Source organism: Pseudarthrobacter sp. NIBRBAC000502771 (assembly GCF_006517215.1).
Classification (GTDB): domain Bacteria; phylum Actinomycetota; class Actinomycetes; order Actinomycetales; family Micrococcaceae; genus Arthrobacter; species Arthrobacter niigatensis.
On record NZ_CP041187.1, the window covers coordinates 1,260,448 to 1,276,479 of the forward strand.

General features: G+C 66.6%; 12 protein-coding genes. 8 read left to right on the forward strand and 4 right to left on the reverse strand.

Annotation, left to right across the window (positions count from 1 at the left end):
* The 4 genes from NIBR502771_RS06015 (at nt 1) to NIBR502771_RS06030 (ending at nt 6,122) form a co-directional block, all read left to right on the forward strand.
* The gene (locus tag NIBR502771_RS06015) at nt 1-990 is read left to right on the forward strand and encodes an ABC transporter permease (protein WP_141158941.1); all 990 of its coding nucleotides are present in this window, start codon (nt 1-3) and stop codon (nt 988-990) included.
* Complete coding sequence (locus NIBR502771_RS06020) at nt 987-3,185, forward strand: ABC transporter ATP-binding protein (RefSeq protein ID WP_141158942.1); 2,199 nt, start codon at nt 987-989, stop codon at nt 3,183-3,185. Before NIBR502771_RS06015 ends, NIBR502771_RS06020 begins: the two co-directional genes overlap by 4 nt.
* A 50-nt stretch (nt 3,186-3,235) precedes the next feature.
* Nucleotides 3,236-4,951: an ABC transporter family substrate-binding protein gene (locus NIBR502771_RS06025; protein ID WP_141158943.1), complete on the forward strand. Its 1,716-nt coding sequence runs from the start codon at nt 3,236-3,238 to the stop codon at nt 4,949-4,951.
* 106 nt (nt 4,952-5,057) lie between these two features.
* Nucleotides 5,058-6,122: a Gfo/Idh/MocA family oxidoreductase gene (locus NIBR502771_RS06030; RefSeq protein WP_141158944.1), complete on the forward strand. Its 1,065-nt coding sequence runs from the start codon at nt 5,058-5,060 to the stop codon at nt 6,120-6,122.
* A gap of 72 nt (nt 6,123-6,194) precedes the next feature.
* Here the strand turns inward: NIBR502771_RS06030 and ald are convergent, their stop codons facing one another.
* Nucleotides 6,195-7,313 (reverse strand): alanine dehydrogenase, encoded by a 1,119-nt coding sequence (ald, locus tag NIBR502771_RS06035; RefSeq protein WP_141158945.1) that lies wholly within the window; start codon nt 7,311-7,313, stop codon nt 6,195-6,197.
* Nucleotides 7,314-7,548: 235 nt separating this feature from the next.
* Between ald and NIBR502771_RS06040 the strand changes: the two genes are divergently transcribed.
* Nucleotides 7,549-8,769: a CdaR family transcriptional regulator gene (locus tag NIBR502771_RS06040; RefSeq protein WP_141158946.1), complete on the forward strand. Its 1,221-nt coding sequence runs from the start codon at nt 7,549-7,551 to the stop codon at nt 8,767-8,769.
* On the opposite strand, the gene NIBR502771_RS06045 is transcribed toward NIBR502771_RS06040, so the two are convergent.
* The 3 genes from NIBR502771_RS06045 to ptsP are packed head-to-tail and all read right to left on the reverse strand — an operon-like array spanning nt 8,732 to nt 11,713.
* Entirely contained in the window at nt 8,732-9,502 is a 771-nt protein-coding gene (locus NIBR502771_RS06045; RefSeq protein WP_141161431.1) for an alpha/beta fold hydrolase, read from the reverse strand. The genes NIBR502771_RS06040 and NIBR502771_RS06045 overlap by 38 nt on opposite strands.
* A 59-nt stretch (nt 9,503-9,561) precedes the next feature.
* Nucleotides 9,562-9,984 carry a helix-turn-helix domain-containing protein gene (locus tag NIBR502771_RS06050; protein WP_141158947.1) on the reverse strand — a complete coding sequence of 141 codons (423 nt, stop codon included), beginning with the start codon at nt 9,982-9,984 and terminating at the stop codon, nt 9,562-9,564.
* Nucleotides 9,985-10,027: 43 nt separating this feature from the next.
* Nucleotides 10,028-11,713, reverse strand: coding sequence for a phosphoenolpyruvate--protein phosphotransferase (gene ptsP / locus NIBR502771_RS06055; protein WP_141158948.1), 1,686 nt, complete (start codon nt 11,711-11,713; stop codon nt 10,028-10,030).
* Between the two features lie 160 nt (nt 11,714-11,873).
* Between ptsP and NIBR502771_RS06060 the strand changes: the two genes are divergently transcribed.
* The 3 genes from NIBR502771_RS06060 (at nt 11,874) to NIBR502771_RS06070 (ending at nt 15,914) form a co-directional block, all read left to right on the forward strand.
* Complete coding sequence (locus NIBR502771_RS06060) at nt 11,874-12,602, forward strand: TetR/AcrR family transcriptional regulator (protein ID WP_141158949.1); 729 nt, start codon at nt 11,874-11,876, stop codon at nt 12,600-12,602.
* Nucleotides 12,603-12,690: 88 nt separating this feature from the next.
* Nucleotides 12,691-14,751, forward strand: a complete 2,061-nt coding sequence (locus tag NIBR502771_RS06065; RefSeq protein WP_141158950.1) for a PTS mannitol transporter subunit IICBA — start codon at nt 12,691-12,693, stop codon at nt 14,749-14,751.
* Complete coding sequence (locus tag NIBR502771_RS06070; RefSeq protein WP_141158951.1) at nt 14,751-15,914, forward strand: mannitol-1-phosphate 5-dehydrogenase; 1,164 nt, start codon at nt 14,751-14,753, stop codon at nt 15,912-15,914. The genes NIBR502771_RS06065 and NIBR502771_RS06070 overlap by 1 nt, the downstream gene beginning before the upstream one ends.
* The last annotated feature ends 118 nt before the right edge of the window (nt 15,915-16,032 follow it).

Consider the following 16,032-nt stretch of genomic DNA (forward strand, 5'->3'; position numbering starts at 1 on the left):
ATGACCAACCTGAACGCGGTGGACCCGGCAGCAGTGGCGCAGGATGCGCACCTGGAAAGCGCCGACGTCGTCATCGGCAAAACCACCATCATCTTCCGCCGCTTCCTGCGGAACAAGACGGCCGTTGCGGGCCTGGCCATCTTCCTGGCCCTGACCGTTTTCTCGTTCATCGGCGGATTCTTCACCCAGTGGGACAAGGAAACCATCGATCCTTTCAATATCGGCATGCCCCCGTCGGCCGACCACTACCTCGGAACCTCGCAGGCAGGCATCGACCTTTACGCCATGACCGTGGAGGGCACCAGGATCTCCATCCTGATCGGCCTGGTGGTGGGACTGGTGTCGGTCCTGATCGCCGCCGTCTACGGCTGCACCATGGCCTACTTCGGCGGCAAGGTGGACAAGGTCATGCTGTTCATCCTCGAAGCGCTGATCATGATGCCGGCGCTCCTGGTGGTCGCTGTCGCCACGAGCGGCGGCGGGGCCGGGCTGAAGCGCGACCTTCCCTCCTGGCTGCTCCTCATCATCGTCCTGCTGGTGTTCAGCTGGATGGGCACCGCCCGCCTGATCCGGTCCATGTCGATGTCGCTGATGCAGCGTGACTTCGTCAAGGCGGCCCAGTACATGGGCGTCCCGCCGCGCCGGATCGTCTGGCGGCACCTGGTACCGAACATCGGCTCACTGCTGATCCTCGACATCACCCGCGGCGTCACCGCCGCCATCCTGGCCGAGGTCGCCTTCTCCTTCATCGGCATCGGCATCAAGGTTCCGGACGTGAGCCTGGGCGTCCTGATCGGCCAGGCCACCTCCCAGGTGCAAACCTTCCCCTGGATGTTCTGGGTGCCGCTCACCGTGATGTTCCTGCTGACCGGTTCCCTGGCCATGATGAACGACGGCCTGCGCGACGCCTTTGACCCCAGCTCCACCTCCAGCGGCAGGGCCAAGAAAGCCAAAGCCCGGAAAACCACCGCGGAAAAGAAGGCGGCATGAGCAGCGAAACCACCACCGGAGCCACGGACCCATCACGTTCAACCGTGGAACGCCTGCATGTGGCAGGCCTGCACGCCCCCGGCGACGCCGTCTTGTCGGTCCGCGACCTGAACGTCCGCTTCAATACGGAGAACGGCGTTGTGCACGCCGTCAGGGGCGTCGACTTCGACCTGATGCCGGGCAAGACACTCGGGATCGTTGGCGAATCGGGGTCCGGCAAGTCCGTCACCTCCCTGGCCGTCATGGGGCTCCTCCCGCCCACCGCCCAGGTCTCCGGCTCTGTCCGGCTCAAGGGCCGGGAGCTGCTGGGGCTCAGCGACAAGGACATGTGCAAGTACCGCGGCAACGACCTTGCCATGGTCTTCCAGGACCCGTTGTCGTCCCTCACCCCGGTGTTCACCGTGGGCACCCAGATCATCGAAGCGCTCACCATCCACCACCCCACCATGAGCAGGACGGCCAAGGAGGCCCGCGCCGTCGAACTGCTGGCCATGGTGGGGATCCCCAGCCCCAAGGACAGGCTGAAGGCCTTCCCGCATGAATTTTCCGGCGGCATGCGCCAACGCGTCATGATCGCCATCGCCATTGCCAACAACCCCCGCGTTTTGGTTGCGGATGAGCCCACCACGGCCCTGGACGTCACCATCCAGGCCCAGGTCCTCGAGGTGCTCCACACGGCCCAGGAGGAGACGGGCGCGGCCGTGGTCATGATCACCCACGATCTTGGCGTGGTGGCGGGGATGGCAGACGACATCATGGTCATGTACGCAGGAAAACCAGTGGAAACCGGGGCCGTGGAGGACATCTACTACAACCCGCGGATGCCCTACACCATGGGCCTGCTGGGCGCGGTGCCCCGCGTGGATGTGGCCGAGAAGTCCTCGCTCGTTCCCATCGAAGGCATGCCGCCGAACCTGCTGCAGGCCCCCACCGGCTGCTCGTTCGCTCCCCGCTGCCCCCTGGCCTCGGAGGCGTGCCTGGACGGCGAACCTGCGCTGGCATCCGTTGACGGCGACGCCCAGCACCGCGCCGCCTGCATCAAAGCAGGGTCCCTGGGCGGCTCCGTGGATGTGCACGACGTGTTCGCCGCCCCGCCGGTGGCGGTGTCCCGCTTCGACGCGATTCCCCGGGAGGAGCGGTCCACCGTCCTGCAGCTCAAGGACGTGCGCAAGCACTTCCCCCTGACCAGGGGAGCCCTCATCAAACGCAGGATCGGCACCGTCAAGGCGGTGGACGGCCTGAGCTTCGACATCCGCGAAGGCGAATGCTTTTCGATCGTGGGCGAATCGGGTTCGGGAAAGACCACGACGCTCCTGGAAATCATGGAGTTCCATCCGGACCAGGACGGCGAGGTGGTGATCGGCGGCCTGAGCAACAAGCAGGCGGCTGATGCCAAGACCAAGGGCAAGATGCGGCGCGAACTCCAAATGGTGTTCCAGGACCCTACCGGCGCCCTTGATCCGCGCTTCACGGTGTACGAAGTCCTGGCCGAACCCCTGCAGAACGCGGGCATGGACCGGGCCGCGACCAGGAAGCGGATCATGGAGCTGATGAAGCTCGTGGGCCTGCAGCCGGACCACGTCAACCGCTTCCCCAACCAGTTCTCCGGCGGCCAGCGCCAGCGGATCGGGATCGCCCGGGCACTGGCCGTGAACCCCAAGCTGGTGGTCCTCGACGAGCCGGTCTCGGCCCTGGATGTCTCGGTCCAGGCCGGGGTCATCAACCTCCTGGACCAGCTGCGCGCAGAGCTGGGCCTGAGCTACCTGCTGGTGGCACACGACCTCTCGGTGGTGCGCCACATCTCCAACCGGGTGGCCGTCATGTACCTCGGCAAGATCGTGGAGGTGGGCGCCGTGGACCGGGTGTTCGACAACCCGCGGCACCCCTACACCCGCGCCCTCCTCTCCGCGATCCCGGTGCCCGATCCCCGGCTGGAACGCACCCGCGAACGCATCATCCTCCAGGGCGACCTGCCCTCGCCGCTGCAGGCCCCCAAAGGCTGCAACTTCGCCACCCGCTGTCCAGTCTTCGCCGCACTTCCGCCTGCCAAGCAGGAGAAGTGCCTCACCGTTGAGCCGCCCCTGGAAACGGCGTCCACTGCCACGGACCAGCAGTTCGCCTGCTTCTTCCCGGACGGGGAACTGGATGAGGACATGCTGGTGGTCCACGAACCGGCGGACCACCATGCGCCCTAAGGACTTTTCGACCCCAAGCACCACCACTCGCACCAAATGAAGGGAAAACCATGAGGAAACTGAACAGGATCGGCGGAGCTGCAGCCATTGCTGCCGCCCTGGCGCTGACGGCCTGCGGCGGTGGCGGTGCCAGCGGCCCCGAAACAGCCAAAGGACAGGAATCCGGGAGCGATCTGTCCAAGCTGATCAGCATCAACGAGAAGCCGGCGTCCGACCTCCAGCAGGGCGGCAAGGTCACCCTGCCGCTGGGCAACATTGGCCCGGACTTCAACGGGTTCTCCAACAACGGCAACAGTGCGGACAACTCCGCCCTGCAGATCCCCATGAACCCGGTTGCCATGAACAGCGGCGGCATCGGCGGCTGCTGGAAGGTGGACTTCAAGGGCAAGGTCACGCCAAACCCTGACTTCTGCGAATCAGTGGACAGCGAGGTCAAGGACGGCAAGCAGACCATCACCATCAAGGTCAACCCCAAGGCCACCTACAACGACGGCACGCCCATCGACGTCAAGGCCTTCAAGAACACCTGGAACATCCTCAAGAGCCCGGACGCCGGCTACGACATCGTCAGCTCGGGCGCCTACGAGTTCGTTGACTCCGTCGAGGCCGGCAGCAACGACAAGGAAGTCATCGTCAAGACCAGCCGCCCGGTCTTCCCCGTGGATTCGCTCTTCTTCGGACTCATCCACCCCGCCGTCAACACCCCCGAGATCTTCAACGAGGGCTTCAACGGCAACATGCACCCGGAGTGGATGGCTGGCCCCTTCAAGCTTGACCAGTACGACACCGCCGCCAAGACGGTAACCATGGTGCCGAACGACAAGTGGTGGGGCCAGAAGCCGGTCCTGGCCAACGTGACGTTCCGCCAGCTGGAAACCAGCGCACAGATCGCCGCCTTCAAGAACGGTGAAATCGACGCGATGTCCGCCAACACCATCTCGCTGTATAAGCAGTTGGACGGCACCAAGGATTCGGACATCCGCCGCGGCCAGCGCCTCTTCGCCGGTGGCCTGAACCTTAACGCCCAGCGCATCACCGACGTCAACGTCCGCAAGGCCATCTTCGCTGCCGTGGACCGCGAAGCCCTCCGCAAGGTCCGCTTCAATGGACTGAACTGGGAAGAGCCCAGCTCCGGTTCCATGATGCTGCTGCCGTTCTCCGAGTACTACCAGGACAACTACCCGGTGAAGGAAACCGGAGCCGATGCGGCCAAGAAGGTCCTCACGGACGCCGGCTACACGGCCAACGCCAACGGCATCATGGAGAAGGACGGCAAGCCCGCCGCCTTCAAGATCAGCAACTTCGGCGACGACCCCACCACCCTGGCAGTGGCCCAGACCCTGCAGAAGCAGCTCCAGGCCGGTGGCATGGATGTGGGCATCGACCAGCGCGCCTCCGCCGACTTCGGCAAGGTGCTGGGCAGCCGCGAGTTCGACCTGAGCATCTCCGGCTACACCGTGGGCCCGGATGCCACCGACGCCGTCAAGCAGTACTACGACTCCAAGGTCAACGAGAACAAGCTGGGCGACGCCGACCTGGACAAGAAGATCGCCGACCTCGCCTCCATCGAGGACAACGCAGCCCGCAACAAGGCAGCCATGGACGTGGAGAAGGAGCACATGGCCAAGTACTACTCCATGGGCGTGGTCTTCAACGGCCCGCAGATCTCCTTCGTCCGCACCGGACTGGCCAACTACGGCCCGTCGCTCTTCCAGAGCACCTCGCAGGTCCCGGACTGGACCACCATCGGCTGGGTAAAGAAGTAACCACCCCCAGCCCTGTCGAGTAGCCGGCACCCCTGGTCTTCCAGGGGTGCCGGCTTCCTTTAACCCGGCGCCTTATCCACACGGGACCGGGGGTAGCGTTGCTTCCATGACCGGAACTGCAGCGGACCCCCGCACCATCCGCGCCGCCGTCGTCGGATACGGACTCGCCGGCAGCGTTTTCCACGCGCCGCTGCTGGCAGCCAACGCCAGCTACTCGCTGGACGTCATTGCAACGTCCGACGCCGGGCGGCAGGGAGCTGCCTCGTCCCGGCTTCCGGGGGTGGCGGTGGTGCGCGACGGCGCCGCCGTCCTGCAGCGGGCCGCAGACCTTGACCTTGTGGTCCTGGCGACCCCGCCGCTGACCCATTACCCGCTGGCCAAGGCCGCGCTGGAAGCGGGGCTGGACGTGGTGGTGGACAAGCCGTTCGCGGTCACCAGCACCCAGGGACAGGAACTCGTTGCGCTGGCACGGGCGGAGGGACGCGTGCTGACGGTGTTCCACAACCGCCGGTGGGATGGGGATTTCCTCACGCTCCGGAAGTTGCTGGCAACCCAGTCCCTGGGCAAGGTGGCCCGGTTCGAGTCGACGTTCGAGCGGTGGTCCCCCTCCATTGCCAAGGCCTGGAAGGCGCGGGCCACTGCTGCCGACGGCGGAGGCGTCCTGTTCGACCTGGGCACCCACCTGATCGACCAGGCCCTGCAGCTGTTCGGCCCGGCCACCGTCCTCCACGCGGAGCTGCAGGCGCGCCGGTCCGACGAGCGGGCGGATGATGACGCCTTCCTGGCCCTGCGGCACCAGTCCGGTGTGACCAGCCACCTGGCCATGAACATGCTGTGCGCCCAGCAGGGGCCGCGCTTCCGGGTGTTGGGTTCGATCGGCGGCTTCACCAAGAACGGGGTGGACCCGCAGGAGCCTTACATGGCGGCCGGCGGCAGTCCGCGGGATGCGGACTATGGCGTGGAGGCACCGGAATGGGCCGGGCTCCTGGGCCGCGACGGGCACCTGGACCGCCTCGCCACCGAACGCGGGAACTACCCGGAGTTCTACCGCCTGCTGGGGGACAAGATCCTCGACGGCGGAGCAGAGTCATCCCTGCCCCTCCCCGTAAACCCGGAGGACGCCGTCGAGGTCCTCAAAATCATCGAGAGGGCCAGGGAACTGGTTAAATGACTCATCGATTGCTCCGTAAGCGCCGTTCTGAGGGTTCAAAAGGACGATTACGGAGCAACCGATGGAGAGGGCTTAGGCGGAGACCAGCTCGTGCCAGTCGGCGACGAGGGGCAGGTTGTGGGCCTCGGACACGGAGTGGTGCGCCACGTGGCCTGCGGCGATGTTAAGGCCGGCGGCAAGGGCGGGGTCGCGGTCGAAGGCGGCCTTGACGCCCAGGTTTGCCAGGGACACCGCGTAGCGCAGGGTGACGTTGGTCAGCGCGTACGTGGAGGTGTTGGGCACGGCGCCAGGCATGTTGGCCACGCAGTAGAAGATGGTGTTATGCACCTTGTACGTGGGCTCCTGGTGGGTGGTGGGGTGGGTGTCCTCGAAGCAGCCGCCCTGGTCCACGGCGATGTCCACCAGGACCGATCCGGGCTTCATGCGGGCCACGAGGTCGTTGGTGACCAGCTTGGGAGCCTTGGCGCCGGGGATCAGGACGGAACCAATCACCAGGTCGGCGTCCACCACTGACTTCTCGATCTCGTACTTGTTGGAGGCAACGGTCTTCAGCCGTCCCTGGTACTGGGCATCAAGTTCGCGCAGGCGGTTGATGTTGATGTCCAGGATGGTGACGTCGGCACCCAGGCCCAGGGCCATGGCAGCGGCGTTGGTTCCGGCCACGCCGGCGCCCAGGACAACCACCTTCGCGGGGCGCACGCCGGGCACGCCGCCCAGCAGCACGCCCTTGCCGCCGGCCGGTGCCATCAGCGAGGTGGCGCCCACCTGGACGGACAGGCGGCCGGCAACTTCGGACATCGGAGCCAGCAGCGGCAGCGTGCGGCCTTCCTGCACGGTCTCGTAGGCGATGGCGGTGACGCCTGAGTTGATGAGTTCCTGTGTCAGTTCCGGCTCTGCCGCGAGGTGCAGGTAGGTGAAGAGGATCAGGCCCTTGCGGAAGCGGTGGTATTCGGACTTGATCGGTTCCTTGACCTTCATCACCATGTCGGCGCGGGCCCAGACGTCGTCCGCCTCGTTGACGATCTCGGCGCCGGCGATCGAGTATTCCTCGTCGGTGATTCCCGAGCCCAGGCCTGCGCCGCGCTCCACCAGGACGGTGTGCCCGTGGGTGAGGAACTCGTGGACGCCGGCCGCGGTGATGGCCACCCGGAATTCGTTGTTCTTGATTTCTTTGGGGACGCCGATGATCATCGTCTGCTCCAGTTTTTGGGGGGCCGGTAGGCCGTACAGGTGGAAGGATTTTCGTGTTTAAACGATAAATCCCGCTGTGAGCCAGGCGACATGATCCCGTGCCCTCGGGCTGGCCGGAACCGCGGGATTCCGCGGTTTTTGGATCCTTAGCCTCGACATCCGTCGAGCCTTGGAGCGTCAGGTGTCGCCTCGTGTCCGTTCGTCCGCGGGGCCGCCGGGGCAGTACTGTTGGCCCATGCAGCAGCAGGGTGTGGAACAGCTCGTCGAACAGGTGGCGCAGAAGCTGGGCCGGGGGCTGTCCCTGGAGGATTTGGACGGGCTGCTGCTCGCCTACAGTTCCAACCAGTCCCACGCTGACCGCGTCCGGGTCAACTTCCTGCTGAGCAAGAAGGTCCCGGCGGACGTGAGCGCGTGGCAGCTCGCGCACGGGATCGCCACCGCCGTACGGCCTGTTGTGGTGCCGGCCAACCCGGACCTGGGCATGCTGGGCCGCGTGTGCGTCCCGCTGATGGTGCGCGGTTTCCGGGTGGGCTATCTCTGGGTGCAGCAGGACTCGGCGGAGGAAAGCCCGACGGCGATCCTCACCCAGCTGCCGGGCGTCAACCACGAGCTTGAGCTGCTGTCAGGGCTCCTGCTCGACTCGAACACGGCTGAATCCGAATTCCGGCGGGGCCGCGAGCGGGAGTTCCTGGCCGCCTGTGCCGGGGAGCCCAATGCGGTGGCTGCGGTGGCCGGCTGGAAGGAAGTCCAGGGGAGGGGGCCGTGGCAGATGGTCACGGTCCTGGACGCAGACGGCTGGGCCAGCGGCCCGGACCCCATCGCCTCCACTCTGATCCACCGGTCCACCGCGCTGCAGGCCACGGTGGGCGTGGATGCCGCCCTCTTCAGCGCGGGGACGGAGACGCATTCGGTGGTGCTGTTCCGCGAATCGACCGGCCGGGCAAACCATGCCCAGGTCCTGGTGCACTACCAGCTGGAGCTGGCCAAGCGTTCCGGCCGCCCGGTGCACCGGATCATCCTTGGCATCAGTGAAGGCTTCGCGAAGACCCGGCAGCTCTCGGAGGCGTACCGGCAGTCACGGATGGCAGCCCAGGCGGCCGCGGTGGATCCGCCGCTGGGCGAGCTGGTGGACTGCAGGGCCACCGGCGTGTACCAGCTGCTGGCCTCCGCCGGGGGAGGAGTAGGTGCTTGGGCGGACTCCGGATCGGTGTACTTCCGCATGCTCGAGGACCATGACCGCAACGGTGAGCTCATTCCGGTCCTGGAGCTGCTCTATGACAACGACGGCTCGGTCCAGGACGTGGCCACCAGGCTCCACCTGCACCGCAGCAGCATCTACAACAGGCTCGGACGGATCAGGCAGCTGCTGGGCGTGGACCCGCTGAAGGGGATGCCCCGGCTGGAGCTGCACGCGGCCCTCAAGATGCGGCGCTGGGCAGGGCGGCCCAGGATTTGATGGCATCCGCCACCTGCCGCGGGCGCAGGTGCTGGACCACGTGCCCGGCGTGCTGGATCTCCGCGAAGCTTCCCTCCGGCACTGCCCGGGAGAGTTGGAGCGACCAGTCAGCGCCTGCCACCTGGTCGTTGTCGCCGCGCAGCACCAGGACCGGAACGTTGATCCCGGCCAGCCTCCGCTCCGTAGGGTAGGCCATCATGACGGGGAGCACGGTGAAATACCAGCGGGGCCCGCAGCGGAAGTAGTCCGAGAGCACGAGCCAGTTCGACCCTGGGCTCTCCCTGAGGAGGGCGTCCAGGAACAGCGCCATGCCCTGCCGCACGACGGTCCGGTGCCGCGAGTCCACCACCGGACCCATGAGGACCAGCCGTTGCGCCTGGCCGGGAGCATAGAGCGCTGCCTCGATGGCGAACTGCACGCCCATGGAATGCCCCACCAGGATGTAGGAGGCGATGCCGCTTGCCTTGAGTGCCTGGGCGATGAAGGCGCCGTAGTCGGCCACGGACAGCTGCCGCTCCGGCCTGGGCGTTCCAGCGAAGCCCGGCAGTTCCAAGGAGTACGTTGGGGCAACGGCGGCGAGCTCACCGTGCAAGCGGCGAAGGTAGCGGTGTGAAACGCCGATGCCGTGAATGAGGATGTAGGCGGGTGCCGTGGAGGCGCCTGCGGCATCCGGTCCAGGGGCTGGTGTCCCGTCAGCCCAGAGGATCCGGCCCGTGAAACCGTTCGCTTCCATGTCGGCTGAGTGGAGCACAACATCCTTCTGGCGCCGTGGCCAGGACAGGGGGGCCCGCACTATTCGCCCGCGCCGGCGTCGACGGCCGCGTTCTTGCCTTGCTTGCGCTTCTGTTCGGCAAGCTTCTGCTGCTCCAGCCAGGCCATGATGTGGGCCGTGCGGATCCGGCGGTGCGATCCGCGGTACTCCACCGGGATTTCCCCGCGATCGGTCATGTTCCGCAGGTAGGTGTGCGAAATCCCGGCCAGTTCGGCGGCCTGGGAGGTTGTCAGCATCTCCTCCACGCTGCTCACCGTCACCGTTTCGCCGCGTCCCAGCCTGGCGAGGAGATCGACGACGGCGTCGCGGGCCTCCGCGGGCAGCCGGTGGACGGTGCCGTCCACGAACACGGTGACGTCGTTGGTGTCCTCGAGGGCGCGCGTCAGGGCGCGGGCCTCGCCGGCGGGCAGGCCGGCCGAGACCCGGGGGGCTATCAGTGCCATGGACGTAGCCTATCCCGGGTGCCGCCCGGCGGCCCCCGGCTGGTCAGAGTCCCAGTTCCTCCAGGACCGGCAGCTTTTCGCGCACCCAGGCCCGCGCCTCGGTGGCACTCGGGGCGGAGAGGGCCAGCTTGGCCAGTTCCTGGGCCTCGGACAGGGTTACCGTCTTCAGGACCGCGGCCACTGCGGCCAGCGAACGCGCGGTCATGGAGAGTGTATTGACGCCAAGGCCGGTAAGGACGACGGCGAGGGCAGGATCGGCGGCAGCCTCACCACAGACTCCAACGGGTTTGTTGTGGCCCTCGGCGCGGGATCCTTCGACGGTCAGTCCGACGAGGCGCAGGACTGCGGGCTGCCACGGGGTGTTCAGGTTGGCCAGCGGGCCCAGCTGGCGGTCGGCCGCCATGGCGTACTGCGTGAGGTCGTTGGTGCCCAGGCTGGCGAATTCCACTTCGCGGAGGATCGCTTCGGCGGTGAGGGCGGCGGAGGGGACCTCCACCATGACGCCGGGGGTCTTGATCCCGGCGTCCGCGCACATGGAGGCGAAGCGGGAGGCTTCCTCGGCCGTGGAGATCATGGGAGCCATGACCCAGACGTCGGCTTCGGACTGCTGCTGGGCCAGGGCAATGGCTTCCAGCTGCCGGTCCAGGACGCCCGGCGTGGTGAAGTCGGTGCGGTAGCCGCGGACGCCCAGGGCAGGGTTGGGCTCCGTGGAGTCGGTCAGGAACGGAAGCGGCTTGTCGGCGCCGGCGTCGAGCGTGCGGAGCACCACCTTCTTGCCGGGGAATGCATCAAACACGCTCTTGTAGGCCGCCGCCTGCTCCTCCACGGAAGGTTCCGTGTCCCGTTCCAGGAAGCAGAACTCGGTGCGGAACAGGCCCACGCCCTGGGCGCCCAGCTTGGCAGCTGCTTGGGCGTCCTTGCCGCCGCCCACGTTGGCGAGGAGCGGCACCTCGTGGCCGTCCGCCGTCGTACCCGTGCCGGTGAATTCGGCCAGCAGGGAGGCCGTTGCCGCCCAGGCTTCGGCCGTGGCACGGAGGGTCTCGTCGGGTTCGGCGGTGATGCTGCCGGCCGCGCCGTCCACGTACACCTCGGTGCCGTCCGGAAGTTCATCAACGCCCACGGCTGCGACCACGGCGGGCAGGCCGAGCGAGCGGGCGATGATGGCAGTGTGGGACTGGGGTCCGCCGCCGGCGGTGACCAGCGCCAGGATCTTGTTGGGGTCCAGCGTGGCGGTATCCGCGGGGGCCAGGTCTTCTGCCACCAGGATGAACGGGGTGCTGGAGGCGGGAATGCCGGGCGCGGGGACGCCCCGCAGCTCAGCGACGATCCGGGCGCGGACGTCCAGGACGTCGGTGGCGCGTTCGGCCATGTAGCCGCCCAGGTTGTGCAGCATCTCCGACACCGAGGAGCCTGATTCCCAGATGGCGCGCTCGGCGGAGGTGCCCCGGGCCACCAGCTTGGCCGCGCCCTTGATCAGCATGGTGTCCTTGGCCATCAGTGCAGTGGCTTCAAGGACCGCCTTTCCGTCTCCGGTGGCGTGCGCGGCGCGGTCCTTCAGCTCGTCATGCACGGCCTGCGAGGCCGCCTTCAGGGCAGCCGTGGCTTCTTCCGCCGTGGTGTCCGGCGCCAGCTGCTCACCGGCAGGAGGCTCACTGATCGGTTTGGGCATCTGGCGGATGGTGCCGATGACGCGGCCTGGACTGACGCCTACTCCTGGGAAGTTCTGCACTGAAGGTCCTCATTCTCTGCCGGTAGCCAGGCCCGCCAAACATTTCCGGCGCCGTGCCGGAACACCGCCGGACTGCCACGTCAGGAGGTGGAAACGAGCCTGAAAAAATTGTATGTGATTCAGTTCATATAGCAACGCTATAGGTGCTAGGGTAGCGGTTATGAGTTTGGATGGCCAGCTTCCCCCCAAAATGCGGCTGCTCCGTGCTGCCGCGGAACTGCTGGCAAATTCCGCGGGAGCTCCGGTTTCCACCCGCCAGATCACCCAGCTGGCAGGGGTCTCCGCTCCCACCCTGTACCACCACTTCGGTGACAAGGAAGGTCTGTTCGACGCCGTCGTCGCCGCAGGATTTGAAGAATATGTCGCGGGCGAAAGGGATTTCGCCCCTTCCGGACAGCCCCTCGAGGACATCCGGAGAATGTGGGACAACCACGTCCAGTTCGGGCTCAACCAGCCCGAGCTGTACCTGGTGATGTTCGGCAATATCCGTCCGGAAAGCCGGCCCGCCATCGTGGCGGACGCCGAGGCGCTGATGGAGGAGATGCTGAACAAGGCAGCGGCGGCGGGCCAGCTGAACGTCCAGCCCCGGGAAGCGGCCAGGTCCATCCTGGCGGCCAACGTGGGCGTGACGCTGATGCTGATTGCGGAGCCCGCCACCGAACGCAACCTCGAACTGTCCACCATGACCCGGGACGCCATGATTTTCGCGGTGTCCGCCGAGCCCGCCAGCGGCCCGGCCCCGGGCGGCGCCGGAAAGTCCTCGGTGGTGGTGGCAGCGATCGCCCTGAACGCCGCACTTCAGGCCTCGCACTCTGACCAGCTTTCCAGCTCGGAACTCAAGCTTTTCCTCGAATGGCTCCACCGGATCTCCACCAGCCCGGCCGGGTAGCCCCACAACCACGCATTACCCAGCAGTACGTCGTCGTAATCATCGGACCAATCCTGCGGAGCAGCAGGAATGACGGTTAGGAAATCACATGGCAACAGAGACAGTTGCAAAACCCCGCACCAGCGCGCGCGTGCACGTCCAAAAGTTCGGGACATTCCTGTCCGGCATGATCATGCCCAACATCGGGGCGTTCATCGCCTGGGGCATCATCACCGCCCTCTTCATTGAGAAGGGGTGGCTGCCCGTACCGCAGCTCGGTGGTTTCGGCGAGACCGACGGGAAGCCCAACATTGGCCTGGTAGGCCCCATGATCACCTACCTCTTGCCGCTGCTGATCGGCTACACCGGCGGCAAGATGGTCTACGACGTCCGCGGCGGCGTGGTGGGGGCAATCGGCACCATGGGCGTGATCGTCGGTGCCGGCATCCCGATGTTCATCGGCGCCATGATCATGGGCCCGCTGGGCGGCTGGACCGTGAAGAAGATCGACTCGATCTGGGACGGCAAGATCCGCCCCGGCTTCGAGATGCTGGTCAACAACTTCTCCGCAGGCATCTGGGGCGCCCTGCTGGCGCTGCTGGGCTTCTACGGCATATCGCCGCTGGTCACGGCGTTCAGTACTGCCGCAGGCAACTTCGTGCAGTTCCTGGTCCACAACGGCCTCCTGCCGCTGACCAGCATCTTTATCGAGCCCGCCAAGGTCCTGTTCCTGAACAACGCCATCAACCACGGTGTGCTCACCCCGCTGGGCGTGCAGCAGTCGCTGGAGCAGGGCAAGTCCATCCTGTTCCTGCTGGAGGCCAACCCCGGTCCCGGCCTGGGCCTCCTGCTCGCCTACGCGTTCTTCGGCCGCGGCGCCGCCAAGGCATCGGCCCCCGGCGCAGCCATCATCCAGTTCCTCGGCGGCATCCACGAGATCTACTTCCCGTACGTCCTGATGCGTCCGCTGCTGATCCTGGGTACCATCGCCGGCGGCATGACCGGCATCGCCACCCTGGCCGTCACCAACTCCGGCCTGGTCGCGCCGGCCGCCCCGGGTTCCATCTTCGCCGTGCTGGCGCAGACCTCGCGTGACAGCTACTTCGGCGTAATCCTGTCCGTGGTGCTCGCGGCGGCCGTCTCCTTCCTGGTGTCCTCGGTCATCCTGCGCACCACCAAGCACAGCGACGAGGCCGACCTGGGTGACGCTACCGCCCGCATGGAAGCCATGAAGGGCAAGAAGAGCTCCGTTGCCTCAACCCTCACCGGTGCCGGTGCAGGAACTGCCGCTGGTGCAGCCGCCGGCCGCGGCGGGGTGGGCGTCCTGGCGGGCCCCGTGCGGAACGTCGTGTTCGCCTGCGACGCCGGTATGGGCTCCAGCGCCATGGGCGCCTCGGTGCTGCGGAACAAGATCAAGGCGGCAGGCTTCCCGGACGTCAAGGTCACCAATGCCTCGATTGCCAACCTCACGGACACCTACGATGTGGTGGTCACCCACCAGGACCTCACCGAACGCGCCAAGCCGGCCACGTCCAGCGCCGTCCACTACTCCGTGGACAACTTCATGAGCAGCCCGCGCTATGACGAGATCGTCGAGCTGGTCCGTGAGAGCAACACCGAGGGGGAAAAGTCCGACGCCGGCACCACCCACGGTGCGCACGCCGCCGACGCCCCCGTTGACGCAGCGCCCGCTGCCGCGGGAACAGCTGCGGCGTCCGGCGCCTCCGCCAACGGAACCTCCGAAATCCTGGCCCGCGAGAGTGTGGTGCTGACCGGTAAGGCCACCACCCGTGACGCCGCCATCGACGAAGCCGGCCGGCTCCTGCTGGCGCGCGGAGCCGTGGACGAGGGCTACATTGCCGCCATGCACGAACGCGAGGAATCCGTGTCCACCTACATGGGCAGCTTCCTGGCCATCCCGCACGGCACCAACGCCGCCAAGGACCACATCCGCAAATCGGCGGTGTCCGTCATCCGCTACCCGGAAGGCATCGACTGGAACGGCAAGCAGGTCAAGTTCGTGGTGGGCGTGGCAGGCATCAACAACGAGCACCTGCACATCCTGTCCTCCATCGCCAAGGTCTTCACCAACAAGGAGCAGGTGGCCCGGCTCGAGGCTGCCACGTCCGAGGATGAAGTCCTGGAGCTCTTCGGAAAGGTCAACGCATAGTGAAGGCAGTACATTTCGGTGCCGGCAATATCGGCCGCGGCTTCGTGGGCCTGCTCCTGCATGACGCAGGCTACGAGGTGGTGTTCGCGGACGTGGCCGACGAACTCATCACCCGGCTCTCGCAGGCCGAGAGCTACGCGGTGCACGAGGTGGGTGAGAACCCCGCCGTGCGGACGGTGGACAACTTCCGGGCGCTGAACTCCAACGCCCAGGAGGCTGAGCTGGTCCAGGAAATCTCGACCGCGGACATCGTCACCACGGCGGTGGGCCCGCACATCCTGAAGTTCGTGGCACCCGTGATCGCCAAGGGCATTGTTGCCAGGGAACCGGGCCTGGCGCCCCTGCAGGTGATGGCCTGCGAGAACGCCATCAACGCCACGGACATCCTGGCCAGGGAGGTGGCGTCCCAGCCGGGAGTCACCGCCGCAGTCCTTGACGGCAAGGCGGTGTTCGCCAACACAGCCGTGGACCGGATCGTGCCCAACCAGGAGGCCGGGCAGGGCCTGGACGTGACCGTGGAGACCTTCTACGAGTGGGTCATCGACCGCACCGCCTTCGGCGACGCGGCCCCGGAGATCCCTGGTGCCACGTTCGTGGATGACCTGTCGCCGTACATCGAGCGGAAGCTGTTCACCGTCAATACCGGACATGCCTCGGCGGCGTACCTCGGGTTCCAAGCCGGCGTGGAGAAGATTTCCGACGCCATGGCGGACCAGGACGTGGCCGAGGACGTGCGGGCGGTGCTTGAGGAAACCAAGCAGCTCCTGGTGGCCAAGCATGGGTTCAGCAACGACGAACAGGAGGCCTACGTCCAGAAGATCCTGGTCCGGTTCTCCAACCCGTACCTGCCTGACACCGTGAACCGGGTGGGTCGTGCACCGCTGCGGAAGCTGAGCCGGCATGAACGGTTCATCGGCCCGGCTGCGGAACTGGCGGAACGCGGCGTGGTGCCGGAAGCCCTGCTGGGTGCCATTGCCGCCGCCCTGCGCTTTACCGATCCTGCGGATAGCGAGGCCACCGAGCTGGCGGCCATCCTGGGCTCGGAAAGTCCGGCGGATGCCACGGAGAAGATCACCGGGCTGGGGAAGGACCATCCACTGTTCAACGCCGTCGCCACCCTGGTGGAGGAGCGGCAGGCGGAGCTGGCCCGCACCCCGGCCTGACGCCCCCCGGCACGCGCCATCACTTCCTGCGGCTTTTAACGCAACGCGCCATCCGATCCTGCAGGAATTCCGGCAACGCCCCATCACAACGACGCCGGCACTTCCCCAAGTGCCGGCG